The following is a 25,289-nucleotide window of genomic DNA, read 5'->3' as shown; positions in this document are numbered from 1 at the left end:
GCAAGGCCTTGCAACCGGCGGGGACGTCAGGACAGGCCGCCCGCCACCGCTGGCCACGACAGAAAGCCGACGCGCGGGCGTCGGCTTTTCTTGCGGCCAACCCTGGCCGCGTCAGTGATGGAGGTAGGCCGCCATGCGCCGCTTCAGCAGCGCGTCGCGCTGGCGCGCCACCTGCTGCCACATGCACTGCACCAGCTGCGGCTGGCGGGCGGCGAACTGGCGGCTGAACGGCATGAAGTAGTCCTTGCTCACCAGCGGCTGCGGCAGCGCGCGCACCGCGAGCTTCGGATGCGTGGACAGGTAGCCGGCAGCCAGCAGGTCCTGGATCGCGTAGGCGTCGATGCGCCCGGCCTGCAGCTTGTTGAAGTTGCTGTCGACGTTGAGCGCGGTTTCCACCTTGATCTGGAGGCGTTCCAGGTCCTTGATCACCGACCAGCCGATATTGCTGCCCACCACCGCCTGCGGCGGGTTCAGCCGCTCGCCATCCCACGCAAGCTGGCTGTCGTGGCGCACGAGCAGCACGTAACTCAGCGTGCTCATGCGCCGGCGGCCGTCGGGCTGGCCGTCGCGCAGCGGATAGACGGCGAACTGCGCGCGCTCCTCGTTGTAGGACAGCAGCAGCGCGGCGTCGGCGCTGCCGCTCTTGAGGCTCTGCAGCATGCGCAGCCCCGGCTGGCGCAGCAACTGCAGCTCGACGCCGCAGGCCTTCGCCGCCCGCTGCGCCAGCTCGACGGCGAGGCCGGGCTGCGGCGCGAAGCCGCTGCCCTCGCCGATGACGTAGGGCGGCGACGCCTGGTCCATGGCGACGATGCTCAGCTGCGGCCGTTCGCTTGCCGCCAGCGCCGCCAGCGGCAGGGCGCACAGCAGCGCCAGCCATCCGCCAATCCCTCTCCCGCTCATTCCCTGTCGCATCCCGTGTCTGCCCTCGCCTAGCCAGTGATGATGGCATTGCCGCGTGACAATGCCATGACCAGCATAGCGCAACAAGCGGCATTTCATTTTTGACCGGCAGCAACCATAGTGAAGCCAGGCGCCGTGACGGCGCCCAGCCCCGACTCCCCCTCCCGAAAGGACACACCATGCGTCAACTGATCCTGCTGCTGACCCTCTCGCTGTTCTCCGGCCCGCTGCTGGCCGCCAATCCGGCCTGCGAAAAAATGGCTGCCGAGAAGAAGCTCGCCGGCGCCGCCAAGAACAGCTTCATGAAGAAGTGCGAACGCGAACAGCCAGGCAACGCGCAAGCCATGTGCGACGGCAAGGCCGCCGAGAAGAAACTGGCCGGCGCCGCCAAGAACAGCTTCGTGAAAAAGTGCATGAGCGAAAGCAGCAAGTACTAAGCCCCCCGGCGACCGGCAACGGTCGCCGCCACCCTACACGCGGAAGCGCGACACCGCCTGCTGCAGGTCTGCGGCCAACGTTTGCAGCCGCGCCGAGGCGCCGGTGGTGAAGCGTACCGAGGACTGCGTTTCCTCCACCACCTGCACCACCTGCTCCACGCTGCCGGCGATGCTGACCCCGGCCTGGCTCTGCTCGCTCATCGCCAGCGCCACGTTGCGGAAGCGTTCCAGCGTGTGGCCGGCCTTGTCGTCGATCTGGCCCAGCGCACCGGCCAGCTGCGTCACCTGCTGCACGCCGTCCTCCACCAGCGGCGCGATCTGTTCCATCGCGCCGGATACCCCGGCGGTCTCCTGCACCACGCTGTGGATGATGGTGGAAATCTCGCTGGTGGCCTGCGCGGTGCGCTCCGCCAGCTTGCGCACCTCGTCCGCCACCACCGCGAAGCCGCGCCCCAGCTCGCCGGCCCGCGCCGCCTCGATCGCCGCGTTCAGCGCCAGCAGATTGGTCTGGTCGGCGATGTCGCGGATGGTGTCGGCGATGCCGCTGATGCTGCGCGTGCGTTCGCTCAGCGACAGCACGCGGCCGGAGGCGTCGCTGACCTCGCCGGCAATGCCGCGGATGCTGGACACCACGCCTTGCGCCACCCCCAGCCCCTGCTGCGCCAGCTGTGCCACGCCGCGCGAATCGACCTCGGTCTGGCGCGCGCTGTCGGACACGTGGTCGATGCTCACCGACAGCTGCTCGATCGCCGCCGCCGCCGCGGTGGTGGAGTCGTTGGCGGTAGCGGACACCGTGTCCAGACGCTGCATCTGCTCGCCCAGCGCGGCGGCGGTATTGCCCAGCTGCGCGGCGGAGTCGCTGATCTGCGCGATCATCTCGCGCAGCTTCTGCTGCATCGCCGCCATCACGAACAGCAGGCTGTGCGGCTTGCCGTTGTGGCGGATGGTCTGGTTGAGGTCGCCGGCGGCGATCGCCTCCACCACCGCCACCGCGTAGGCCGGCTCGCCGCCGAGCGAGCCGATGATGCGGCGCGACATGGTCAGCGCCAGCGCCGCCAGCACCACCAGCACCACGGCCGCCAGCGCCAGCAGCAGCGAGGCATTGCGCCAGAAGGTGGCGGCGATGTCGTCGACGAAGATGCCGGTGCCCACCATCCAGCCCCAGGGCTCGAAACGCACCACGCCGTTGAGCTTGGGCACCTGCTCGTCGGAGCCCTTGCGCGTGGTGTAGATCTCGGTGAGGCCGTACTTGGCCGTGCGCAGTGCCTCGTTGTAGGCGTCCACCGTGGTGCGCCCGTCCGGCAGCTTGGAGCCGAGGTCGACCTTGCCGATGCGGTCGGCCTTGATGTGCACCTGCATCACGTTGTCCTTGTCGCGGGCGAAGAAGTACACGTCGTCCACCGTCAGCATCGCCAGCGCCTGCCGCGCCTGCTGCTGCGCGTCGGCCTGGCTCAGCCGCCCCTGCTGCGCCGCGGCGGCGTAGTGGCCGAGCACGCCTTCCGCCATGCGCAGCTGGTTGACGATGAAGGCCTGTTTTTCCTCGTACAGCGACTGGCGGATGCTGTGCAGCGACAGCCCGGCCAGCAGCAGCAATCCGATAAAGCTGGCCAGGATGATGACGGCCAGCCGGGTAGAAACGCGCATGATGATTTCCTTGCAAACGGGGACAGAAAGACAGGCCGGCAGGCGGCCCGTGCCGACAACTCGCGGCCAACTCTAGCAGCGCGGGCTTACAAAGCGCTGACAACGGCCCGGTAATATTGCGGCTTGCCGGCCGCCGCGCGCGGCCCTTTGCGGCCAACGTCATAACCTTGGTTCAGCATAGCCAGCCATTGTCATGAAACAAGGCCGTCATGGCGGCGACGACGGCAAGACCATGCTAGTGCCGCGCCTGGCGGCCCCACCATTGGGGAGTTCCTCACTGCGGTTTTCCCTAGTTCGCCCCCGCCGCGGCCATAAAAAAACCGGAGCACGAGGCTCCGGTCGGGGTGGGGGATGGCGACGCCTTACTGCGCGTTGGCGCGGCGGTAGCGCTCGATCAGCGCCTTGGTCGAGCTGTCGTGCGGCGCCGATTTCAGCTTGCCGGCCAGCTCGGCGTGGATGGTCTTGGCCAGCTGCTTGCCGAGCTCCACCCCCCACTGGTCGAAGCTGTTGATGTGCCAGATCACGCCCTGCACGAAGATCTTGTGCTCGTAGGCGGCGATCAGGCTGCCCAGGTTGCGCGGGTCGAGCCTGTCCATCAGCAGGGTGTTGGTCGGGCGGTTGCCGGCGAACACCTTGTGCGGCACCAGCGCCTCCAGCGCCTCACCCGTCAGCCCCTGCGCCTCCAGTTCGCTGCGCGCCTCGTCCGCGGTCTTGCCGCGCATGAAGGCCTCCGCCTGCGCGAACACGTTGGCGAGCAGGATCTCGTGGTGGCCGGGCAGGCTGGAGCTGTTCTGCAGCGAGCAGATCAGGTCGATCGGCGAGATGTGGGTGCCCTGGTGCAAGAGCTGGAAGAACGCGTGCTGGCCGTTGATGCCGGTCTCGCCCCAGATGATGGGCGCGGTCTCGAAGTCCACCGGCGCACCGTCGAGCATGGTCTGCTTGCCGTTGGACTCCATGTCCAGCTGCTGGATGAAGGCCGGCAGGCGGTGCAGGTACTGGTCGTACGGCGCAATCACGTGCGAGCCGCCGCCGTAGTAGTTGATGTACCACACGCCGATCATCGCCAAGAGCACCGGCATGTTCTGCTCGAACGGCGCGTTGGCGAAGTGCTGGTCCATGATGTGGGCGCCGTTGAGCAGCTCGGTGAAGTTCTCCTCGCCCAGGTACAGCATGATGGGCAGGCCGATGGCCGACCACAGGCTGTAGCGGCCGCCGACCCAGTCCCAGAACTCGAACATGTTCGCCGGGTCGATGCCGAAGTCGGCGACGGCCTTCTTGTTGGTGGACACCGCCACAAAGTGCTTGGCCACGGCCTTCTCGTCGCGGGCGCGCGCCACGAACCAGTCGCGCGCGGTCAGCGCGTTGGTCAGGGTTTCCTGGGTGGTGAAGGTCTTGGATTCCACCACGAACAGCGTGGTCTCCGGGTGCACCTTCTTCAGCGTTTCCTTCAGCTGCGCGCCGTCGACGTTGGACACGAAGTGCATGTTCATGCGCGGGTGGCCGAAGGGCTTGAGCGCGCTACAGACCATCAGCGAGCCGAGGTCGGAGCCGCCGATGCCGATGTTGACGATGTCGGTGATCGGCTGGTGGGTGTAGCCCAGCCACTCGCCGGAACGCACCGCGTGCGCGAACTTGCCCATGCGCGACAGCACCGAGTTCACCTTGGGCATCACGTCCTCGCCGTCGACCAGGATCGGCGAGTTGGTGCGGTTGCGCAGCGCCACGTGCAGCGCGGCGCGGTGTTCGGTGCTGTTGATCTTCTCTCCCTTGAACATCGCCTTGATGCGTGCCGGCAGGCCGGCCTCGCGCGCAAGCTGCATCAGCCCCTGCAGCGTGGCATCGGTGATGCGGTTCTTGGAGTAGTCCAGGAACAGGCCGCCGACTTCCAGCGAGTAGCGTTCGGCACGCGCAGGATCGCTGTCGAACAGCTCGCGCATGTGCAGGTTCTTGGCGTCGTTGAAGTGGTCCCACAGGGCGTGCCAGGCGGGAAGCTGGGTCAGTTTGCTCATGATGGCTCCGGGTCTCTTTGTCGTCTTGTTGCGGCCAACCTCTGGCGGGCTGGCTGGTTTGCGCCGGCCGCGCGGGCGGTTGGCGGCAGCGCTAGTCATGGTCTTCGTCGCCGCGCAGGCGCTTCTGCTTCAGGCTGCGCTTGGCTTTTTCCAGTTGCGTCACCAGGCCGGGGCCGCGCTTGAGCGCGACGCCGACCGTCAGGATGTCAATGATCACCAGGTGCAGGATGCGCGACAGCATCGGGCTGTAGGTCTCGCTGTCTTCCGGTGCATCCACCGCCAGCGTCACCGTGGCACGCGCCGCCAGCGGCGTGTCCGGCACGGTGATGGCGATCACCTTGGCGCCATTGGCCAGCGCCACGTCCACCGCGTCCATCAGCTCGCGCGAGCGGCCGGAGCTGGAGATGGTCACCAGCACGTCGTCCGGGGTCAGCACCGAGGCGGCCATGATCTGGATGTGGCTGTCGGCGTAGGCGACGGTGGGGATGCCGAAACGGAAGAACTTGTGCTGCGCGTCGGCGGCGATGATGCCGGAGTTGCCGAGGCCGTAGAACTCGATGCGGCGGGCGTGGGCCAGCAGCTCCACCGCCTCGTCCACCGCCTGCGGGTTGACCTCGTTGCGGCACTTGAGCAGCGCGGTGACGGTGTTGTCGAACACCTTGGCGGTGATCTCCGACACCGGGTCTTCCGGGCGCACGCTGGAGTGAACAAAGGGCACGCCGCCGACCAGGGTGCCGGCCAGCTTGAGCTTGAAGTCGGACAGGCCGGAAAAGCCCATGCTGCGGCAGAAGCGGATCACCGTCGGCTGGCTGACGCCGGCGCTGGCGGCGATGTCGGACACCGCCGACTGCATCACGGTATACGGCTGCGCCAGCACCTGCTCGGCGACGCGGCGTTCGGCGCCGGACAGGGTGTCCAGCTCGGCACGGATTTTCTCAAGCATTGCGCTCTCCCAGATGGTCGCGCAGCGCGGCCTGTACCCCGGTCAGCGCCGGGTAGGCGCTGTGGATCACGTACACCGGCAGCGCGCGGGTGTAGTCGCGGAAGCGGCCCTTGGCCTCGAAGCGCTCGCGGAACGGCGAGCGCGCGAACAGCTCGCCGAAGCGCGGCACGATGCCGCCGCCGATGTAGACGCCGCCGACCGCGCCCAGCGTCACCGCCAGGTTGGCCGCGGCGTTGCCGAGCATGCCGCAGAACAGCGCCAGCACCTTCACGCAGCGCGGGCAGGTGCCGGACAGGCCGCGCTCGCTGATCGCCGCCGCCGGCAGCTGGCCGGCGGCTTCGCCGTCGGCCTCGGCCAGCGCGTCGAAGATCAGCTCCAGCCCGGGGCCGGACAGGAAGCGCTCGGCGGACACGTGCTCGCCGAAACGGCGCTGCGCGTAGCGCCACAGCGCCACCTCTTCCTCGTTGCCGGGGGCGAAGGCGACGTGGCCGCCCTCGCCGGCGATCGCCACCCAGCCGCCGGCGTGCGGCAGCAGGCCGGAGACGCCGAGGCCGGTGCCGGCGCCGATCAGCGCCTTGGCGCCGTGGCGCGGCTCGCCGCCGCCGACCTGCACCAGCTCGGCGGCCGGCAGGAAGGGCAGCGACATCGCCAGCGCGGTGAAGTCGTTGAGCAGCAGCAGCGTGGCAAAGCCCAGCTCCTGGCGGGTGGCCTCGATCGAGAACGCCCAGTGGTGGTTGGTCATCTGCACCCAGTCGCCGGTCACCGGGTTGGCGATGCCGATGGCGGCGTGGTGCACCGCGCGGCTGGCGGCGCGCTCCAGATAGCTGCGGATGGCGTCGACCAGCGTCGGGTAGTCCCGGCACGGCAACACGTCGATGTCTTCCAGCACCCCGGGGGCGGTTTCCAGTGCGAAGCGGGCGTTGGTGCCGCCGATGTCGGCCAGCAGGCGCGGGAAAGGATTAGGCTGCCCAGTAGACATGAAGCGGGTTCTCCGTTTGTTGCAGTAGATGGCTGACCGGCTGCGCCGCGCTCAGCGTGCGGCTGGCATGTTCCAGCACCCGCCGCTTGTTGTCACCGGCAATCGCCAGATACAGCTTGCCGCTGCGCAGGATCTCGGCCAGCGTCATGCTGATGCGGGTGTGCGGCGCCTCGGGCGGCACCACCGCCAGCAGCGCGGCCGGATTGGCCGGGTCCAGGCCCTCGGCGAGGTTGGCCGCATCGGGGAACAGCGACGCGGTATGGCCGTCGTCGCCCATGCCCAGCACCACCACGTCCGGGGTCTGCCACTGTGCGGCGGCCTGCGCCAGCTCGGCGTCGACGTTGGCCGCGGTGCTCACCAGCGGCCGGAACGCGGCGTCGGCGGCGCCGCCCTGCAGCAGGTGGTCGCGCACCAGCGCCGCGTTGCTGTCGGCGTGATCGGGCGCGACCACGCGTTCGTCGACCAGGGTGACGCAGACGCGCGACCAGTCCAGCACCTCGGCGGACAGCGCCTGCAGGAAGGGCACCGGCGAGCGGCCGCCGGACACCGCCAGCACCGCGTGACCGCGGCGGCCGATGACGGCGGCGAGGTCGGAAGCGACGCGGCGGGCGAGCACCTCGGCCGCCGCCGCTTGCGATTCGAAAGCGTGGAACATCATCTCTGTGTCTCCGTTGCCTGCGCGCGGCTGTGTTGCCGCGCGTCTTGTTGTCTCAACGCGCCGGCGGCGGGGTGTCGCCGCCGTTGATGCGGCCAACCTTGCGGCCGGCCGCCAGCCGGTTTTCAGCACTCCTCGTGCCAGCTGATGCCGTCGCGGCTCAGCAGCGCGCTGGAGGCGGCCGGGCCCCAGCTGCCGGCGGTGTACTGCTTGGGCGGCGTGGTGCTGCGCGCCCAGTTGTCCATGATCGGCTCCACCCAGCGCCACGCCTCCACCAGCTCGTCGCGGCGCATGAACAGCGCCAGCTTGCCGCGGATCACGTCCAGCAGCAGGCGCTCGTAGGCGTCGGCGCGGCGCACCTTGAACGACTCGTGGAAGTCCAGGTTCAGGTGCACCGGCTGCAGGCGCTGGGTGTCGCCCGGCTCCTTGGCCAGGAAGTACAGGCGGATGCTTTCCTCCGGCTGCAGGCGGATCACCAGGCGGTTGGCGGTGTTCAGGCCCAGCGGGCTGGGGAACAGCTGGTGCGGCACGTCGCGGAAATTGATCACGATCTCGGCCACGCGCTCCTGCATGCGCTTGCCGGTGCGCAGGAAGAACGGCACGCCGGCCCAGCGCCAGTTGTCGATCTCGGCCTTGATGGCGACGAAGGTCTCGGTCTGGCTGGCGGCGGGGATGCCCTGCTCCTGCAGGTAGCCGACCACCGGCTGGCCGCCGACCGCGCCGGCCTTGTACTGCGCGCGCACGGTCTTGTTCGCCACGTCCTGCTCCGTAAACGGGCGCAGCGCCTTCAGTACCTTCAGCTTCTCGTCGCGCACCGCGTCGGCGCCGAGGTTGGCCGGCGGCTCCATCGCCACGATGCACAGCAGCTGCAGCAGGTGGTTCTGCACCATGTCGCGCAGCGCGCCGGTGTTGTCGTAGAAGTCGCCGCGGGTGCCGACGCCGAGGTCCTCGGCGATGGTGATCTGCACGTCGTGGATCCACTCGCGGCGCCACAGCGGCTCGAACAGCGCGTTGGCGAAGCGGATCGCCAGCAGGTTCTGCACCGACTCCTTGCCCAGGTAGTGGTCGATACGGTACAGCTGCTCTTCGCGGAAGTGGCGGGCGACGGCTTCGTTGATCTCGTGCGACGACTCCAGGTCGTGGCCCAGCGGCTTCTCCAGCACCACGCGCACCTTGTCGTGGTTGAGGCCCACGGCGGCGAGGTTGTCGCAGATGCCCTCGAACAGGTCCGGCGCGGTGGCCAGATAACAGACCGCCACGCGGCCGGCGTGCCGGTTCAGCGCGTCGGCTAGTAGCGGGTAGTGCTCCGGCGTGGCGGCGTCGACCTTCAGGTATTCCACCCGTGCGAGGAAGCTGTGCCAGGCGGTGTCGGAGAAATGCTCCTTGATGTGGACGCGCGCGCTCTTTTCCACCATCGCCAGGTAGTCGTCGCGGCTCATGTCGCGGCGGCCCAGCGCCAGCAGGCGGCCGTCGTCGTGCAGCAGGCCGGCGGCGTGCGCCTGGTACAGCGACGGCAGCAGCTTGCGCATCACCAGATCGCCGGTGCCCCCGAACAGCACCATGTCGAAGGCCGGGGTGTGCAGGTTTGTGTTCTCCATCCTGTTGTTCTCTCTCTACGCCCAAGGTTCAGATGTAGTTATATTACCAAACGGCAGCGACTTGTCTATGTGTAAACATCGCGATTAGATTTCGGCGACACCACTGTTGCCGATCACCAACACCCCATCAAACAGCTGATTTACATAGGGTTGCTAGCATAGCCACCAGCCGGTTGCGCATTTTTATCGCGTAATACCTTGCCAACAAACTGTAGTAAAACTACCATTCAGACACACCAATCAGGGCCTACACCAATGAGTCTGCATCCCGTTCTTGCTGCCGTGACCCAGCGCATCATCGAGCGTAGCCGCGTCACCCGCGCCACTTATCTGGCCCAAGCCCGCGCCGCCGTGCGCCAGGGCAAGGTCGAGCGCGCCCACCTGTCCTGTACCAACCAGGCGCACGCGTTCGCCGCGATGCCGGACGGGATCAAGATTCACCTGAAAGAGTCGGTACGCCCTAACCTCGCCATCGTCACCTCCTACAACGACATGCTGTCCGCGCACCAGCCGCTGGAAACCTTTCCGGCGCTGCTGAAGGACGAGGCGCTGAAGGCCGGCGCCACCGCGCAGGTGGCCGGCGGCGTGCCGGCGATGTGCGACGGCGTGACCCAGGGCTTCGAGGGCATGGAGCTGTCACTGTTCTCGCGCGACGTGATCGCGATGAGCACCGCCATCGCCCTCTCCCACCAGATGTTCGACGCCGCGCTGTACCTGGGCGTGTGCGACAAGATCGTGCCGGGCCTGTTGATCGGCGCGCTGTCCTTCGGCCACCTGCCGGCGCTGTTCGTGCCGGCCGGGCCGATGACCACCGGCATCTCCAACGACGACAAGGCCAAGGTGCGCCAGCTGTTCGCCGAGGGCAAGGTTGGCCGCGACGCGCTGCTGGAATCGGAATCGGCGTCCTACCACGGCCCCGGCACCTGCACCTTCTACGGCACCGCCAACAGCAACCAGATGCTGATGGAGATCATGGGCCTGCACCTGCCGGGCGCCGCCTTCGTCAACCCGAACACCCCGCTGCGCGAGGCGCTGACCCGCCACGCCGCCCGTGTCGCCACCGAGATCAGCGCGCAGGGCAGTCGTTTCACCCCGATCTGCGACGTGATCGACGAGAAGGCCATCGTCAACGGCATCGTCGGCCTGCTCGCCACCGGCGGCTCCACCAACCACACCCTGCACATCAATGCCATCGCCCGCGCCGCCGGCATCGATGTCAACTGGGACGATTTCGATGAACTGTCGGCCGTAGTACCGCTGATCGTGCGCGCCTACCCCAACGGCAAGGCCGACGTGAACCACTTCCACGCCGCCGGCGGCATGGGCTTCGTGATCCGCGAACTGCTGGACGCCGGCCTGCTGCACGACGACGTGACCACCGTGATGGGCCGTGGGCTGCGCGCGCACACCCGCGAAGCGTGGCTCGACGACGGCAAGCTGGCCTGGCGCGCGGCGCCGGCGACCAGCGGCGACGACAGCGTGCTGCGCCCGGCCGCGACCCCGTTCTCCACCGACGGCGGCCTGAAGGTGCTGACCGGCAATATCGGCCGCGCGGTGATCAAGGTGTCGGCGGTGAAAGCCGAGCACCGCGTGGTGGAAGCGCCGGCCGTGGTGTTCCACGACCAAAACGAACTCTTGGCCGCCTTCAAGCGCGGCGAGCTGGAGAAGGACTTCGTCGCGGTGATCCGCTTCCAGGGTCCGCGCGCCAACGGCATGCCGGAGCTGCACAAGCTGACGCCGCCGCTGGGCGTGCTGCAGGAGCGCGGCTTCAAGGTGGCGCTGGTCACCGACGGCCGCATGTCCGGCGCCTCCGGCAAGGTGCCGGCCGCCATCCACGTGTCGCCGGAGGCGCTGCTGGGCGGCGACATCGGCAAGGTGCAGAACGGCGACCTGGTGCGGCTGGATGCCGACCGCGGCGAGCTGAGCATCCTGGTGGCGGCGACCGAGTGGGCGGCGCGCGAACGCGTTGCGGCCAACCTTGACGCGCACCAGCACGGCGTCGGCCGCGACCTGTTCGCCGGCATGCGCCAGCAGGCCACCACCGCCGAGGAAGGCGCGATGACCTTCGCCCATCCGCTGTGGACACGCGGCCAGTAACGACACCCCAAGGTTGGCCGCAGCCAGCCGCAGACAACACAAGGACAGACATGGACGCACTGACTCTGCTACGCCAAGGCCCGGTAATGCCGGTGATCGTGGTCAACGACGCCGCGGTCGCGGTCGACCTCGCCCGCGCGCTGGTCGCCGGCGGCATCCGCACGCTGGAAATCACGCTGCGCACCAAGGCCGCGCTGGCGGCGATGCGCCGCATCCGCGACGAAGTGCCGGACGCCATCGTCGGCGCCGGCACCGTGCGCACCCGCGCCCACCTGGAAGCCGCGCTCGACGCCGGCGCCCAGTTCGGCATCAGCCCCGGCCTGACGCCGGAGCTGGCCGCCGCCGCGCGCGCGTCCGGCGTGCCCTTCATCCCCGGCGTGGCCACGCCATCCGAGGCGATGCACGCGCAGGACGAAGGCTTCAACATCCTCAAGCTGTTCCCGGCCGAGGCGGTCGGCGGCATCAAGCTGCTGAAGGCGCTGGCCGGCCCGCTGCCGGAGCTGCGCTTCTGCCCGACCGGCGGCATCGACATCAACAGCGCGCCGAACTACCTGGCGCTGCCCAACGTGCTGTGCGTCGGCGGCAGCTGGCTGACCCCGGACGACGCCATCGCCGCCCAGGACTGGGCACGCATCACCGCGCTGGCGCAACAGGCCAGCGCGCTGGCGGTGCGCTAACGCACGGCTTTACTCCCGTTTTTGACAAGGGCTTGCCGCCTCTCCCCGGCAAGCCCTTTTTTTATGCGCGCGCCGCCACGAAAAAAGCCCCGCGGCTTGGCGGGGCAAGAGGAGAGCGGGAGCGCGGAAACGATGACGCTAGGCGGTGGCCTCCCAGGCGCTGCCCGGCACGTACACCACGCCGGACACGATGGGCTTGGCGGTGCGCACCACGCCGGCGCTGCGGATCAGCGGCAGGCCGTCGCCGTCGCGGCCGTCGATCTGCACCCGGGTATCCAGCCGGCCGGACGGGTGTTCGATGCCGATCAGCCCCGGCTGCGCGGCATCGGGCTGCACCAGTTCCGCGGCGATGGTGCCGGGGATGCTGCAGGCGGCGGCGACACACAGCGCGCCGGTCACCGCGTGCGCGGCGTGGCAGTTCCACGGCACGAAGTAGCGCGAGCTGATCTGGCCGCCGTGCGCCGGCTTGGCCAGCAACACCACCTTGGGCAGCACCTTGCCGCGGACATCGCCCATGCCCATCCGCTGCGCCGCCTGCAGGCGGATCGCCTCCAGCCGCGCCAGCATGGCACTGTCCTCGTCCAGCTGCGCCTTGCTCTCGTAGCCGCTCTTGCCGAGCGAGGCGGCGGCGATGAACACGATGGGCGAGGAGAAATCGACGCAGGACACCGGCACGCCGTCGATCACGTCCTGCACCCGGCCGGTAGGCAGCAGGCGCCCGGTCTTGGCACCGGCAGCGTCGAGGAAGTTGAGCAGGATGGGCGCGCCGCTGCCGGGCACGCCGTCGATGTGGACGTCGCCCTCGTAGTTGACCTTGCCGCCGGGGGTCTGTACCACCGCCTCCACCACCTTGCCGGTGTTGCGGTTGAAGACGCGGACCCGCGTCGTCGGCATCGCGGCGGCCACCAGGCCGTGCTCGATGGCAAACGGCGCCACCCCGGCCAGCATATTGCCGCAGTTGGGCGAGGTATCCACCGTTTCGCTGTCGATCGACACCTGCGCGAACAGGTACTCGACGTCGATGTCGGGGCGGGCGGACTTGCTGACCATCACCACCTTGCTGGTCAGGCTGTCGCCGCCGCCGAGGCCGTCAATCTGGCGCCGGTCGGGCGAGCCCATCGCGGCCAGCAACACCCGGTTGCGCGTGGCTTCGTCGTGCGGCAAGTCGTCGATCAGGAAGAACGGGCCCTTGGAGGTACCGCCGCGCATCACGACGCAGGGAATGGGAATCAGCATGGAACGCCTCGAACAGAAAATTGATCTCGCTTTCCATTCTGTGCATCCGCTCCCCTCAAGAGAAATGAATTTATATCCCGAATTATTGCACTTTGTTCATCAATCGCCATTTCAGTCGCGGTGCTGATGGCTGCGCACCATCTGGTACAGCGCCTCCGCCGCCGGCGAGAATTCCGCGGTCTTGCGCGAGATCAGCACCAGCCCGCGCGCGATCACCGGCCCGGTCAGGCGCAGCACGCGGATGCGCGGGTAGGCGTCGCCTTGCAGCGCCAGGCGCGGCAACACCGCCGCGCCGACGCCTTCCGCCACCAGCCCCAGCGCGGTGGACACCCGCTGCACCTCGTACAGCGACTGGATCACCACGTCCTGCTCCTCCAGCGCGCGGTCCAGCAGCGGGCGGTTGCCGCTGAGCTGGCCGATGGAGATCAGCGGGTAGGGCTCCAGGTCTTTCCAGCGCAGGGCCTCGTGCCGGCTCAGCGGGTGATCGTCGCGGCACACCAGCGCGAATTCGTCCTGCAGCAGCGGCACGCTGTTCAGCTCGGCGTGGTGCGAATCGGCAATGGTGATGCCGAACTCGGCCTCACGCTGCAGCACGGCGCTGGAGACGCCGGCCGAGGTGTGGTCGAGGATCTTGATGTGGTTGTCCGGGTACAGCGCGGAGTAGGCCTGGATGATGCGCGGCAGGAAGCGCACCCCCACCGTCGGCACGCAGGCGATGGTCACGCTGCCGCGCTTGAGGCGGCCGGTGTCGCGGATTTCGCTCAGCGAGCCGGCCAGCTCGCCGAGCAGGCGCTTGGCGTGCGGCAGGAACTCCTCGCCGACCTTGGTCAGCGCCACCGAACGGGTGGTGCGCTCGATCAGCTTCACCCCCAGGTAGTCCTCCAGGTTCTGCAGCCGGCGGGTGATGCCGGCCTGCGACAGGAACAGGCTTTCCGCCGCGGTCTGGAAGCTGCCGCTTTCGGCGATGGCGATGAAGGCCTGCACGCCGATGGTGTCGATTTTCATGACAAATTCTCATAGATCAGCAAGATAAATTTACTTTACTGCAAAATGGCGGCGGCACAAACTGCGCCGTCACTGCTGCAGTATGTGCCGGCACTCCGGCCACTGCCGCAGCCGATTCCCAGTTTGGACGCCACCGTTCCGGTGGCGTATTTTTTTGCCGTGCGCCACGCTGACCGTCACGGCGCCCCTTCCAACTGATGCACTAAAGTAATTAATTGCAGACAATAATGCATTTAACAAAATAGCGATTCGTCACCACAATAAAGTCAGATCGTCAGCCAGGCGCGATGCCGCAAGCGGCGCCAGCCAGCTGACCATCCCGACACAACAGGAGAGAACACCATGAAGCATCTGCTTACCCCCATCGCCGCCGCCGTACTGCTGGGCACCGCCACCGCCGCCATCGCCGCCGATCCGATCCAGATCAAGTTCAGCCACGTCGTCGCCACCGACACCCCGAAAGGCCAGGCGGCGGAGTACTTCAAGAAACTGGCGGAAGAGCGCACCAAGGGCCGCGTCAAGGTGGTGATCTACCCGAACAGCCAGCTGTACAAGGACAAGGAAGAGCTGGAAGCGCTGCAGATGGGCTCGGTACAGATGCTGGCGCCGACCACCAGCAAGTTCGGCCCGATGGGGCTGAAGGAATTCGAGGTCTTCGACGTGCCCTACCTGTTCATGAACGAGGACCAGGTGCACAAGGTCACCCGCGGCCCAGTCGGCCAGAGCCTGCTGCAAAAGCTGGAGGCGCGCAGCATGAAAGGCCTGGCCTTCTGGGACAACGGCTTCCGCGTGTTCAGTGCCAACAAGCCGCTGCGTACCCCGACCGACATGAAGGGCCTGAAGATCCGCATCAATTCGTCCAAGGTCAACCAGGCCATCGTGCAGGCGGTCGGCGCCATGCCGCAGACCATGTCGCTGGGCGAGGTGTACCAGGCGATGCAGACCGGCGTGGTGGACGGCGGCGACAGCAACGTCTCCAACCTGTACACGCAGAAGCAGTACGAGGTGCAGAAGTACGCCGTCAACACCAAGCACTCCTACAGCGGCTACGCGGTGGTGGTGAACAAGCCGTTCTGGGACAAGCTGCCGGCCGACATCCGCACCATCCTGGAAGGGGCAATGAAAGACGCCACCATCTACAACGACCAGGTCGCCGAGAAAGACACGGCGCTGGCTTATGCCAAGATGAAGGCCTCGGGCAAGATCCAGTTCTACGAGCCGACAGCGGCCGAGAAGACGCAGTGGGTCACCGCCTTGCAGTCGGTACAGAACGAGATTGCCCCCCGCATCGGCATGGCCATGATCAATTCGGTCAAGGCAGCCGTCGCCAAGTAAGCGGCGCCACCGCCTACGTGCAAGAGGGGCGCAGCCCCTCTTTTCATTCCCGACCCTTGCGGAGACTCAAGTGAAATTTCTGGATCATCTTGAAGAGTGGCTGATCGCCACCCTGATGGCCGCGGCGACGCTGATCACCTTTTTCGCCGTCGTGCACCGCTACGGCAGCGGCATCGAGCTGCTTCACCCCTTGCTCAGCAGCATCCATACCAGCTGGGCACAGGAGCTGACCATCTACCTGTTCGTGTGGATGGCCAAGTTCGGCGCCGCCTACGGCGTGCGCACCGGCATCCACGTCGGCGTCGACGTGCTGATCAACAAGCTGTCCGACAAGAACCGCGCCAAGTTCATCGTCATCGGCCTCTTGGCCGGCGCGCTGTTCACCGGCATCGTCGGCACCCTGGGCGCCACCTTTGTCTGGGAAATCGCCCACACCGAGCAGACCTCGGTGGACCTGGAAATCCCGATGTGGCTGGTCTACCTCGCGGTGCCCTGCGGCTCCTACCTGATGTGCTTCCGCTTCCTGCAGGTGATGGTGGGCTTCCTCAAGACCGGCACGCTGCCCAAGCATGACCACACCCACGTCGAAGGCATGGACGACGTGGCCGAAGACAGCAACTGGTACGCCCTGGACGACAACCTGCATCCGCACGACATCAGCCACAAAGGAGGCAAGCAATGAGCGCCCTCATCATTTTCACCCTGCTGCTGGTGCTGATGCTGACCGGCATGCCGATCTCCATCTCGCTCGGCCTCACCGTGCTGACCTTTTTGTTCACCATGACCGAGGTGCCGATCGAGGCGGTGGCGCTGAAGCTGTTCACCGGCATCGAGAAGTTCGAGATCATGGCGATCCCGTTCTTCATCCTCGCCGGCAACTTCCTCACCCACGGCGGGGTGGCGCGGCGCATGATCAACTTCGCCTCGTCCATGGTCGGCCACTGGCACGGCGGCCTGGGCCTCGCCGGCGTGATCGCCTGCGCGCTGTTCGCCGCGGTATCCGGCTCCAGCCCGGCCTGCGTGGTGGCCATCGGTTCCATCCTGCTGCCGGCGATGGTCAAGCAGGGCTTCCCGCGTGACTTCGGCGCCGGCGTGATCACCACCTCCGGCGCGCTGGGCATCCTGATCCCGCCGTCGATTGCGATGGTGATGTACTCGGTCGCCACCAACACCTCGGTCGGCCAGCTGTTCATGGCCGGCGTGGTGCCCGGCCTGATGCTGGCCACCTTCCTCGGTCTCACCACCTGGTACCGCGCGCGCAAGTTCGGCTATCCGCGCCTGCCCAAGGCTTCGCTCCGCCAGCGCCTGCGCGCGTTCCGCGAATCGATGTGGGGCCTGTTCCTGATCGTGGTGGTGATCGGCGGCATCTACTCCGGCATCTTCACCCCGACCGAAGCCGCCGCGATGTCGGCCGTGTACGCCTTCATCGTCGCCGTGTTCGTGTACAAGGACCTGACGCTGAAGCAGGTGCCCAAGGTGCTGCTCGATTCGGCCAGCATGTCGGCGATGCTGCTGTACATCATCACCAACGCGGTGCTGTTCTCCTTCCTGATGACCAGCGAAGGCATCCCGCAGGCGATGGCCGGCTGGCTGATCGACGCCGGCCTCGGCCCGATCGCCTTCCTGCTGGTGGTCAACATCATCCTGCTGCTGGCGGGCAACGTGATGGAACCGGCGTCCATCGTGCTGATCTTCGCGCCCATCCTGTTCCCGGTGGCGGTAGCGCTGGGCATCGATCCGGTGCACTTCGGCATCCTGATCGTGGTGAACATGGAAGTCGGCATGTGCCATCCGCCGGTGGGCCTCAACCTGTACGTCGCCTCCGGCATCACCAAGATGGGCATCACCGAGCTGACGGTGGCGGTGTGGCCGTGGCTGCTGACCATGCTGGCCTTCCTGGTGCTGGTCACCTACGTGCCGCTGATCTCGCTGTGGCTGCCCAGGACCCTGGGCATGATGTAAGGCCCTGAAGTCCCACCCGGTTTGCCGGTGCCGCGCCCCGCGGCACCGGCAAGCCACCCCGCCGCCATCCTCCCGCCCTGCCCCTCCCACCCTTGCGGCCAACCTTTCCCCTCGCCAAAGCCGGCGCGAGCTTCTAACATCACGGCTTGTCCCAGTCCGTAGCCGGATACCCCATGAAACTGTTCCTAGCCGAAGACGACGCCGTCCTCGCCGATGCCCTGCTCACCCGCCTGGGCCAGCTCGGCTTCAGCGTCAGCCACGCCGCCGACGGCCTCGCCGCGCAGCGGCAATTGCTAGCCGAGCCGTTCGACGCGGTGATCCTCGATATCGGCCTGCCCGGCCAGAGCGGCCTGCAGGTGCTGCGCAACGTGCGCGTGCACAAGCCGGCGCTGCCCATCCTGCTGCTGACCGCGCTGGACAGCATGGAAGACCGCGTCGCCGGGCTGGACGCCGGTGCCGACGACTACCTGGTCAAGCCCTTCGAATTCCCGGAGCTGGAGGCGCGCATCCGCGCGCTGCTGCGCCGCCACCGTGTCGCCGACAACGTGCGCGACGAGCTGCACTTCGGCCGCCTGCGGCTGGACCGCGGCGGGCAGCGCGCGTGGTCCGGACAGCAGGCGCTGGAGTTGTCGGCGCGCGAATTGCAGCTGCTCGACATCCTGATGGCCCACGCCGACCGCGTGGTGACCAAGGAGCAGATCGCCGCCGAGCTGTCCGGCGACGGCGAGGAGGTCGGCGCCAACGCGGTGGAGGTGTACGTGCACCGCCTGCGCAAGAAGCTGGACGGCAGCGGCGTCGGCATCCGCGCGGTGCGCGGGCTGGGCTACCTGCTGGCCGTCAGCGACGCCGGCGCCTGAAGGTTGGCCGCATGCTGACGCCGCCCGCCGCCCGCCCCCGCCAGCTGTCGCTGCGCCGCCAGCTGCTGCTGTGGCTGCTGCTGCCGCAGCTGGTGCTGTGGCTGGGCGCCGCCTTCCTCGCGCACAGCATGGCGATGAGCTACGCCGGCGAGGTGATCGACCGCTCGCTGGCCAAGTCCTCGCGTGCGCTGGCGCGGCAGGTGAAACCGTTCGGCAACGGTTTCTACATCGACTTCCCGCAGGCGGCGCGCGAGATCCTGGAGCAGGACCCGGACGACCGCATCTACTACATGGTCAGCTCGCCGCCGGAGGCCTTCCTGCTCGGTGAGCCGGCGATGCCGCAGCCGCCGGCCGGCTTGCCGCGCAAGGCGGGAGAAACCTTCTTCTACGATGGCCGCATCAAGCGGCTGGAGGTGCGCGTCGCCGCGCTGTACCTGCCGGCCGGCACCCCGGACCGGCCGGAGCTGATGCTGGTGCAGGTGGCGAAGAGCCGGGCGCTGAACGCCGAGCTGGCGCGCAAGATCCTGCGCGACATGGGCCTGCCGCTGCTGGCGGTGATGCTCTTGACCAGCGTGCTGGTGTGGGCCGGCATCAGCCGCGGCCTGTCGCCGCTGCGCCACCTGCGCCGCAGCGTGGAAAACCGCTCGCCGCGCGACCTGGCGCCGATCGAGATCGACAACGCGCCGTCCGAGGTGCGCGCGCTGGCGCGCGCCATCAACGAGCTGCTGCACGAGGTCGACGGCCAGGTGGCGCAGCAGCGCCGCTTCATCGCCGACGCCGCCCACCAGCTGCGCACGCCGCTGGCGGGGCTGAAGTCGCAGAGCGAGCTGGTGCGCGCCGAGCTGGCCGCCACGCCGCCGGATGTCAGCAGCGCCAGCCGCCAGCTGCAGCAGGTGGAGACCAGCGTCGCGCGCTCCATCCGCCTGATCAACCAGCTCTTGGCGCTGGCGCGCGCCGAGCCGGAGGCCGGGCTGCAGCTGGCGGCGCTGGACCTGCGCCAGCTGGCGCGCGAGGTCACCAGCGAGGCGGTGCCGCAGGCGCTGGCGCGCGACATCGACCTCGGGCTGGAGGCGGAAGACGCCCCGCTGCCGGTCGCCGGCCACGGCGGCCTGCTGCGCGAGCTGCTGGCCAACCTGATCGACAACGCCATCCAGTACACGCCGCCCGGCGGCGAGGTCACCGTCAGGCTGCGGCGCGGTGCCGGCACGGTGACGCTGCAGGTGTGCGACAACGGCCCCGGCATTCCCGAGAGCGAGCGCGAGCAGGTGTTCGCCCGCTTCTACCGCGGCCGCGCCGAAGGCCAGGGCAAGGGCTGCGGCCTCGGTCTCGCCATCGTGCAGGAGATCGCGCGCCGCCATCACACCCGCATCGTGCTGTCCGACAACCCGCCGCACGGCCTGGTCGCCAGCGTCGATTTCACGTTGTTGCCGCACTAAAACGGCGCCGCCAATTGGCCGCGTGTGTAGTTGACACACTACAACGCCGTTTTTTGGTGCATCGCAGCAAACCCTCCTGCCAGCAAAGGCAAGCCTTTCGCCGATGTCATGACGCGGTGCACGATCCGCGCCCCGTTTCCTTACGCCATTCCCCCGCAATCCTTACACAAAACTTACTAACTCCCCGCTATAGTGCAAGCAATCCTGCGCGCCGCCCCGCTTTGGGTGCGCGGCAGCCGGGACACGATCATCCGCATCACAAAAAAATCCCTGCGGACATCACAACTACAGAAGGAGAGAGTTATGAAACTGAAACGTCTGAGCGCGGCCGTGCTGGCAGCCAGCCTGTTCCCTGTTGCCGCCCAGGCCGCCGACGTGGAAGTCCTGCACTGGTGGACCTCCGGTGGCGAAGCCAAATCCGTCGCCGAACTGAAGAAGATGATGAGCGCCCAGGGCGTGACCTGGAAGGACTTTGCCGTCGCCGGTGGCGGCGGCGACAACGCGATGACCGCGCTGAAGACGCGCGTGGTGTCCGGCAACCCGCCGACCGCCGCCCAGATCAAGGGCCCGGCAATCCAGGAGTGGGGTGCCGAAGGCGTGCTGGCCGATATCGACGCCGTGGCCAAGGCTGGCAACTGGGACAAGCAGTTGCCGCCGGTGGTCAGCCGCGTGATGAAGTACAAGGGCAAGTACGTGGCCGCGCCGGTCAACGTGCACCGCGTGAACTGGCTGTGGGCCAACCCGGAAGCGTTCAAGAAGGCCGGCGCCACGGTGCCGAAGACCTGGCCGGAGTTCTTTGCCGCCGCCGACAAGCTGAAGAAGGCCGGCATCCAGCCTATCGCCCACGGCGGCCAGCCGTGGCAGGACGCCACCCTGTTCGAATCGGTGGCGCTGGGCGTTGGCGGTGCCGACTACTACAACAAGGCGTTCGTGAAGCTGGACAAGGCCACCCTCGCCGGCCCGACCACCGTCAAGGTGTTCGAGACCCTGGGCAAGGTGAAGACCTACATCGACAAGGGCGCCGCCGGCCGCGACTGGAACCTGGCCACCGCCATGGTGATCAACGGCAAGGCCGGCATGCAGTTCATGGGCGACTGGGCGAAGGGTGAATTCACCGCCGCCGGCAAGGTGCCGGGCAAGGACTTCATCTGCACCGACGCACCGGGCACCCAGAACGCGTTCACCTTCAACATCGACAGCCTGGCCATGTTCCAGCAGAAAAACCCGGCCGCGGTACAGGCCCAGGCCAAGCTGGCCGCCACCGTGATGAGCCCGGCGTTCCAGGAAGTGTTCAACCTCAACAAGGGCTCGATCCCTGCCCGTCTCGACACGCCGATGGCCAAGTTCGACGACTGCGCGAAGAAGTCCAGCTTCGACATGAGCGCCGCCTCCAAGGGCAACAAGCTGGTACCGAGCTTCGCCCACAAGATGGCGATGCCGTCCGCCACCGAAGGCGCGATGGTGGACGTGATCTCGCAGTTCATGAACTCGAGCATGACCGCGCAACAGGCCACCGAGCGTCTGGCCCGTGCCGGCGCCGTGCGCTAAGCAGCGTGTGATCCGCGGCACCGGCGGCCCCTGCCGCCGGTCTGACCGGTCCGCCCCTGGCGGGCGGACCGGCCCCGTGTTTTTGTACCGAGACAGCAAGGAATCATCATGTCCGGATCTTCATCCCGAGGCCGCCTCAGTGCGCTGGCCGACCGCTGGCTGCCCAAGCTGGTGCTGTCGCCGACGCTGGCGGCCAGCCTGATCTTCGTCTACGGCTTCATCGCCTGGACCGGCTGGCTCTCGTTTACCGAGTCCCGCCTGATGCCGCGCTACGAGTGGGCCGGCGTCGTGCAATACCAGGCGCTGTTCGAAAACGAGCGCTGGTGGACCGCTGCGGCCAACCTTGGCCTCTTCGGCGGCCTGTTCATCCTGTTCTGCCTGCTGGTCGGCCTCTTGATGGCGGTGCTGCTGGACCAGAAAATCCGCGCCGAAGGCGCACTGCGCACCGTGTACCTGTACCCGATGGCGCTGTCCTTCGTGGTCACCGGCACCGCGTGGAAGTGGATGCTCAACCCCGATATGGGGCTGCAGAAGGTGGTGGTCGACCTCGGCTTCACCGACTTCACCTTCGACTGGCTGGTCAATCCGGACATGTCCATCTACACCGTGGTGATTGCCGGCGTGTGGCAGAGCTCCGGCTTCGTGATGGCGCTGTTCCTGGCCGGCCTGCGCGGCATCGACGACTCCATCATCAAGGCGGCGCAGGTCGACGGCGCCAGCCTGCCCACCATTTACCGCCGCATCCTGATCCCCAGCCTGCGCCCGGTGTTCTTCAGTGTGCTCTTGATCCTGTCGCACATCGCCATCAAGAGCTTCGACCTGGTGATGGCGCTGACCGGCGGCGGCCCCGGCAACTCGTCCGACGTGCCGGCGATCTTCATGTACCAGTTCGCCTTTACCCGTGGCCAGCTGGGGGTCGGTGCCGCCTCCGCCATGATGATGCTGTTCACCATCGTCGCCGTGCTGGTACCGCTGATGTATATGGAAACAAGGAGTGCCAAACGTGTTTAAGAACCTCACCGTTGGCCGCGCGCTGGTGTACGCCGCGCTGCTCCTGATGGCCATCTACTACCTGCTGCCGCTGTACGTGATGCTGACCACCTCGTTCAAGTCGCTGGACGACATCCGCGAGGGCAATATGCTGGCGCTGCCGCAGCTGTGGCAGGGCGGCGCCTGGAGCAAGGCGTGGGCGGAAGCCTGCACCGGCGTCGAGTGCAACGGCATGCAGGGCTTCTTCTGGAACTCGATCAAGATGACGCTGCCGGCGGTGGCGATCTCCACCCTGCTGGGGGCGGTGAACGGCTACGTGGTGTCGATGTGGCGCTTCAAGGGCTCGGACGCGCTGTTCACCATGCTGCTGGTGGGTTGTTTCATCCCGTTCCAGGTGGTGCTGCTGCCGATGGCGCAACTGCTGGGCTACCTCGGCCTCGCCAACACCACCGCCGGCCTGGTGCTGGTGCACGTGGTGTACGGCACCGCGTTCACCACCCTGTTCTTCCGCAACTTCTACATCACGGTGCCGGACGAGCTGGTGAAGGCGGCGCGCATCGACGGCGCCGGCTTCTGGACCATCTTCTTCCGCATCCTGCTGCCGATCTCCGGCCCGATCTTCGTGGTCTGCATCATCTGGCAGTTCACCCAGATCTGGAACGACTTCCTGTTCGGCGTGGTGTTCGCCGCCGGCGAATCGCAGCCGATCACGGTGGCGCTGAACAATCTGGTCAACACCTCCACCGGGGTGAAGGAATACAACGTGGACATGGCCGCGGCGATCATCGCCGCGCTGCCTACCCTGTTCGTTTACATGGTTGCCGGCCGCTACTTCGTGCGTGGCCTGACAGCCGGTGCCGTGAAAGGTTAAGAAATGGCAGCGCTTTCCATCAATAACGTGTGCAAGACCTACGCCAACGGCACCGACGTGCTGAAAGGCATCAACATCGCGATCGAGGACGGCGAGTTCCTGATCCTGGTCGGCCCGTCCGGCTGCGGCAAGTCCACGCTCCTGAACATGATCGCCGGCCTGGACGACATCTCCAGCGGCGACATCGCCATCGGCAACAAGCGGGTGAACGAGCTGTCGCCCAAGGACCGCGACATCGCGATGGTGTTCCAGAGCTACGCGCTGTACCCGTCGATGACCGTGCGCGAGAACATCAGCTTCGGCCTGGAAATCCGCAAGACGCCCAGGGCCGAGATCGACGCCACCGTCAAGCGCGTGGCCGAGATGCTGCAGATCACCCACCTCCTGGAGCGCAAGCCGGGGCAGATGTCCGGCGGCCAGCGCCAGCGGGTGGCGATGGGGCGCGCGCTGGCGCGCAACCCCGCGATCTTCCTGTTCGACGAGCCGCTGTCCAACCTCGACGCCAAGCTGCGCGTGGAGATGCGCACCGAGATCAAGCTGATGCACCAGCGCCTGAAGTCCACCATCGTCTACGTGACCCACGATCAAATTGAAGCGATGACGCTGGGCGACAAGATCGCGGTGATGAAGGACGGCATCGTGCAGCAGTTCGGTAGCCCGCAGGAGATCTACGACAACCCGGCCAACCTGTTCGTCGCCGGCTTCATCGGCTCGCCGTCGATGAACTTCATCCCGGCCACCGTGGTGCAGTCCGGCAACGACATCGGCGTGAAGGTGTGCGACGACCGGGGCTGCGTGGTGCTGCCGCTGCCGCACGACCAGGCGAAACTCGCGAACTGGGTGGGCAAGGAGGTGATCTTCGGCATCCGCCCGGAACAGATCACCGACGCGCGCACCGCCTACCGCGATGGCCTGCCGGTGATGGCCTGCCACATCGACGTGATCGAGCCGACCGGCCCCGACACCCTGGTGTTCGTGTCGCTGAACAACACCAAGGTGTGCTGCCGCACCCACCCGACCGAGGCCAAGTACCCGGGCGAGAGCATGGAACTGGTGTTCGACGTGTCCAAGGCGGTGCTGTTCGACCCTAAAACCGAGGCGAGGATCGTTTAATGAGCCGGCTGACCTTGCAAGGGTTGGCCGCGGACGGGCCGCTGCTGTCGCCGGTGGCGGCCGGCGTCTGGCGCCTGGACGAGTGGGGTTTTGACGATGCGGCGCTGGCGGCGTGGGTGGAGCATGCCATCAGTCTCGGCGTCACCAGCTTCGACCACGCCGACCTGTACGGCGGCTTTCGCTGCGAGGCGCTGTTCGGCCGCTGGCTGAAGGCCAACCCGTCGCGGCGCGACGCCATCCAGCTGGTCAGCAAGTGCGGCATCAAGCCGCCGGATGCGGCGCGCGGCTGGCGGGTGAAGCATTACGACACCAGCGCCGAGCACATCACCGCCAGCGTGCACGCCTCGCTGCAGAACCTGGGCACCGACCACCTGGACCTGTTGCTGATCCACCGCCCGGACCCGCTGCTGGACGCCGACGAGGTGGCGGAAACCTTCGCCCGCCTGCGGGCGGCCGGCAAGGTACTGCACTTCGGCGTGTCCAACTTCAGCCCGGCGCAGTACGCGCTGCTGGCGTCGCGCACCACGCTGGTGACCAACCAGATCGAAGCCTCACTGCTGCATCTCGATCCGCTCATCGACGGCACGTTCGACCAGTGCCAGCAAGCCGGCGTGCGCCCGATGCTGTGGTCGCCGCTGGCCGGCGGCCGCCTGTTCGATGCGGCGGCCAAGCCGGCGCTGGCGGCGGAACTGGCACGGCTGGCCGGGGTGTACGCGGTCAGCGCCGCCACCGTCGCGCTGGCCTGGCTGCTGCGCCACCCGTGCCGGCCGCTGCCCATCGTCGGCTCGCGCAAGCTGACCGCGCTGGACGACGCGGCCACCGCCTGCCGGCTGACGCTGGCACGCGAGGACTGGTTCGCGCTGCTGCAGGCGGCGCAGGGCCACGAAGTCGCCTGAGGCGGCACAGCCCAGCCCCCGCAGACAACGGCCGTCACGGCCGTTTTTTCATGCGTCAACCGCCGCCATAAGGTAGCGCCCGGCGCGTTGCGGCCAACCTT

General features: G+C 67.4%; 22 protein-coding genes. 13 read left to right on the top strand and 9 right to left on the bottom strand.

What is annotated here, in order from left to right; translation table 11 throughout:
• Positions 1 to 111 precede the first annotated feature (111 nt).
• A complete protein-coding gene (locus IE100_RS06335; protein ID WP_229800261.1) occupies positions 112 to 900 on the bottom strand; it encodes a substrate-binding periplasmic protein in 789 nt (262 codons plus the stop codon).
• 179 nt (positions 901 to 1,079) lie between these two features.
• Between IE100_RS06335 and IE100_RS06330 the strand changes: the two genes are divergently transcribed.
• Positions 1,080 to 1,337, top strand: a complete 258-nt coding sequence (locus IE100_RS06330) for a hypothetical protein (protein ID WP_189373258.1) — start codon at positions 1,080 to 1,082, stop codon at positions 1,335 to 1,337.
• 33 nt (positions 1,338 to 1,370) lie between these two features.
• On the opposite strand, the gene IE100_RS06325 is transcribed toward IE100_RS06330, so the two are convergent.
• The 6 genes from IE100_RS06325 to zwf all read right to left on the bottom strand — a co-directional run bounded on the left by IE100_RS06325 (position 1,371) and on the right by zwf (position 9,165).
• On the bottom strand, positions 1,371 to 2,981 hold the full coding sequence (locus IE100_RS06325) for a methyl-accepting chemotaxis protein (RefSeq protein WP_189373257.1): 1,611 nt from the start codon (positions 2,979 to 2,981) through the stop codon (positions 1,371 to 1,373).
• 362 nt (positions 2,982 to 3,343) lie between these two features.
• A complete protein-coding gene (pgi, locus tag IE100_RS06320) occupies positions 3,344 to 4,990 on the bottom strand; it encodes a glucose-6-phosphate isomerase (protein WP_189373256.1) in 1,647 nt (548 codons plus the stop codon).
• A gap of 91 nt (positions 4,991 to 5,081) precedes the next feature.
• Positions 5,082 to 5,933, bottom strand: a complete 852-nt coding sequence (gene hexR, locus IE100_RS06315; protein WP_189353706.1) for a transcriptional regulator HexR — start codon at positions 5,931 to 5,933, stop codon at positions 5,082 to 5,084.
• Positions 5,926 to 6,912 (bottom strand): glucokinase, encoded by a 987-nt coding sequence (locus tag IE100_RS06310; RefSeq protein ID WP_189373255.1) that lies wholly within the window; start codon positions 6,910 to 6,912, stop codon positions 5,926 to 5,928. Before IE100_RS06310 ends, hexR begins: the two co-directional genes overlap by 8 nt.
• The gene (gene pgl, locus IE100_RS06305; protein WP_189373254.1) at positions 6,893 to 7,570 is read right to left on the bottom strand and encodes a 6-phosphogluconolactonase; all 678 of its coding nucleotides are present in this window, start codon (positions 7,568 to 7,570) and stop codon (positions 6,893 to 6,895) included. The genes IE100_RS06310 and pgl overlap by 20 nt, the downstream gene beginning before the upstream one ends.
• A 122-nt stretch (positions 7,571 to 7,692) precedes the next feature.
• Positions 7,693 to 9,165: a glucose-6-phosphate dehydrogenase gene (gene zwf, locus IE100_RS06300; protein ID WP_189373253.1), complete on the bottom strand. Its 1,473-nt coding sequence runs from the start codon at positions 9,163 to 9,165 to the stop codon at positions 7,693 to 7,695.
• Between the two features lie 255 nt (positions 9,166 to 9,420).
• Here zwf and edd point away from each other — a divergent pair, with 255 nt between their 5' ends.
• Complete coding sequence (gene edd, locus IE100_RS06295; protein WP_189373252.1) at positions 9,421 to 11,262, top strand: phosphogluconate dehydratase; 1,842 nt, start codon at positions 9,421 to 9,423, stop codon at positions 11,260 to 11,262.
• A gap of 50 nt (positions 11,263 to 11,312) precedes the next feature.
• Positions 11,313 to 11,939 (top strand): bifunctional 4-hydroxy-2-oxoglutarate aldolase/2-dehydro-3-deoxy-phosphogluconate aldolase, encoded by a 627-nt coding sequence (locus tag IE100_RS06290; RefSeq protein ID WP_120810283.1) that lies wholly within the window; start codon positions 11,313 to 11,315, stop codon positions 11,937 to 11,939.
• A 138-nt stretch (positions 11,940 to 12,077) separates the two neighbouring features.
• On the opposite strand, the gene IE100_RS06285 is transcribed toward IE100_RS06290, so the two are convergent.
• Both IE100_RS06285 and IE100_RS06280 read right to left on the bottom strand, forming a co-directional pair.
• Entirely contained in the window at positions 12,078 to 13,175 is a 1,098-nt protein-coding gene (locus tag IE100_RS06285; RefSeq protein ID WP_189373251.1) for a 4-oxalomesaconate tautomerase, read from the bottom strand.
• Positions 13,176 to 13,286: 111 nt separating this feature from the next.
• Positions 13,287 to 14,180 (bottom strand): LysR family transcriptional regulator, encoded by an 894-nt coding sequence (locus IE100_RS06280; RefSeq protein ID WP_189373250.1) that lies wholly within the window; start codon positions 14,178 to 14,180, stop codon positions 13,287 to 13,289.
• A gap of 342 nt (positions 14,181 to 14,522) precedes the next feature.
• On the opposite strand from IE100_RS06280, the gene IE100_RS06275 reads away from it, so the two are divergent.
• The 10 genes from IE100_RS06275 (at position 14,523) to IE100_RS06230 (ending at position 25,188) form a co-directional block, all read left to right on the top strand.
• Positions 14,523 to 15,515, top strand: coding sequence for a DctP family TRAP transporter solute-binding subunit (locus IE100_RS06275; RefSeq protein ID WP_189373249.1), 993 nt, complete (start codon positions 14,523 to 14,525; stop codon positions 15,513 to 15,515).
• Positions 15,516 to 15,585: 70 nt separating this feature from the next.
• On the top strand, positions 15,586 to 16,197 hold the full coding sequence (locus tag IE100_RS06270; RefSeq protein WP_229800260.1) for a TRAP transporter small permease: 612 nt from the start codon (positions 15,586 to 15,588) through the stop codon (positions 16,195 to 16,197).
• Positions 16,194 to 17,477 carry a TRAP transporter large permease gene (locus IE100_RS06265; RefSeq protein ID WP_189373248.1) on the top strand — a complete coding sequence of 428 codons (1,284 nt, stop codon included), beginning with the start codon at positions 16,194 to 16,196 and terminating at the stop codon, positions 17,475 to 17,477. Before IE100_RS06270 ends, IE100_RS06265 begins: the two co-directional genes overlap by 4 nt.
• A 173-nt stretch (positions 17,478 to 17,650) precedes the next feature.
• The gene (locus tag IE100_RS06260; RefSeq protein ID WP_189373247.1) at positions 17,651 to 18,334 is read left to right on the top strand and encodes a response regulator transcription factor; all 684 of its coding nucleotides are present in this window, start codon (positions 17,651 to 17,653) and stop codon (positions 18,332 to 18,334) included.
• An 11-nt stretch (positions 18,335 to 18,345) separates the two neighbouring features.
• Positions 18,346 to 19,770 carry a sensor histidine kinase gene (locus IE100_RS06255; protein WP_189373246.1) on the top strand — a complete coding sequence of 475 codons (1,425 nt, stop codon included), beginning with the start codon at positions 18,346 to 18,348 and terminating at the stop codon, positions 19,768 to 19,770.
• Between the two features lie 303 nt (positions 19,771 to 20,073).
• Entirely contained in the window at positions 20,074 to 21,318 is a 1,245-nt protein-coding gene (locus IE100_RS06250; RefSeq protein ID WP_189373245.1) for an ABC transporter substrate-binding protein, read from the top strand.
• A gap of 108 nt (positions 21,319 to 21,426) precedes the next feature.
• The gene (locus IE100_RS06245; protein ID WP_189373244.1) at positions 21,427 to 22,329 is read left to right on the top strand and encodes a carbohydrate ABC transporter permease; all 903 of its coding nucleotides are present in this window, start codon (positions 21,427 to 21,429) and stop codon (positions 22,327 to 22,329) included.
• Positions 22,322 to 23,179 carry a carbohydrate ABC transporter permease gene (locus IE100_RS06240; protein WP_229800259.1) on the top strand — a complete coding sequence of 286 codons (858 nt, stop codon included), beginning with the start codon at positions 22,322 to 22,324 and terminating at the stop codon, positions 23,177 to 23,179. Before IE100_RS06245 ends, IE100_RS06240 begins: the two co-directional genes overlap by 8 nt.
• A 3-nt stretch (positions 23,180 to 23,182) precedes the next feature.
• Complete coding sequence (locus IE100_RS06235) at positions 23,183 to 24,292, top strand: ABC transporter ATP-binding protein (RefSeq protein ID WP_189373243.1); 1,110 nt, start codon at positions 23,183 to 23,185, stop codon at positions 24,290 to 24,292.
• On the top strand, positions 24,292 to 25,188 hold the full coding sequence (locus IE100_RS06230) for an aldo/keto reductase (protein ID WP_189373242.1): 897 nt from the start codon (positions 24,292 to 24,294) through the stop codon (positions 25,186 to 25,188). The genes IE100_RS06235 and IE100_RS06230 overlap by 1 nt, the downstream gene beginning before the upstream one ends.
• Positions 25,189 to 25,289: the final 101 nt, after the last annotated feature.

The organism is Vogesella alkaliphila (assembly GCF_014652475.1).
Classification (GTDB): Bacteria; Pseudomonadota; Gammaproteobacteria; order Burkholderiales; family Chromobacteriaceae; genus Vogesella; species Vogesella alkaliphila.
This window is presented reverse-complemented; position numbering and strand designations above follow the sequence as displayed.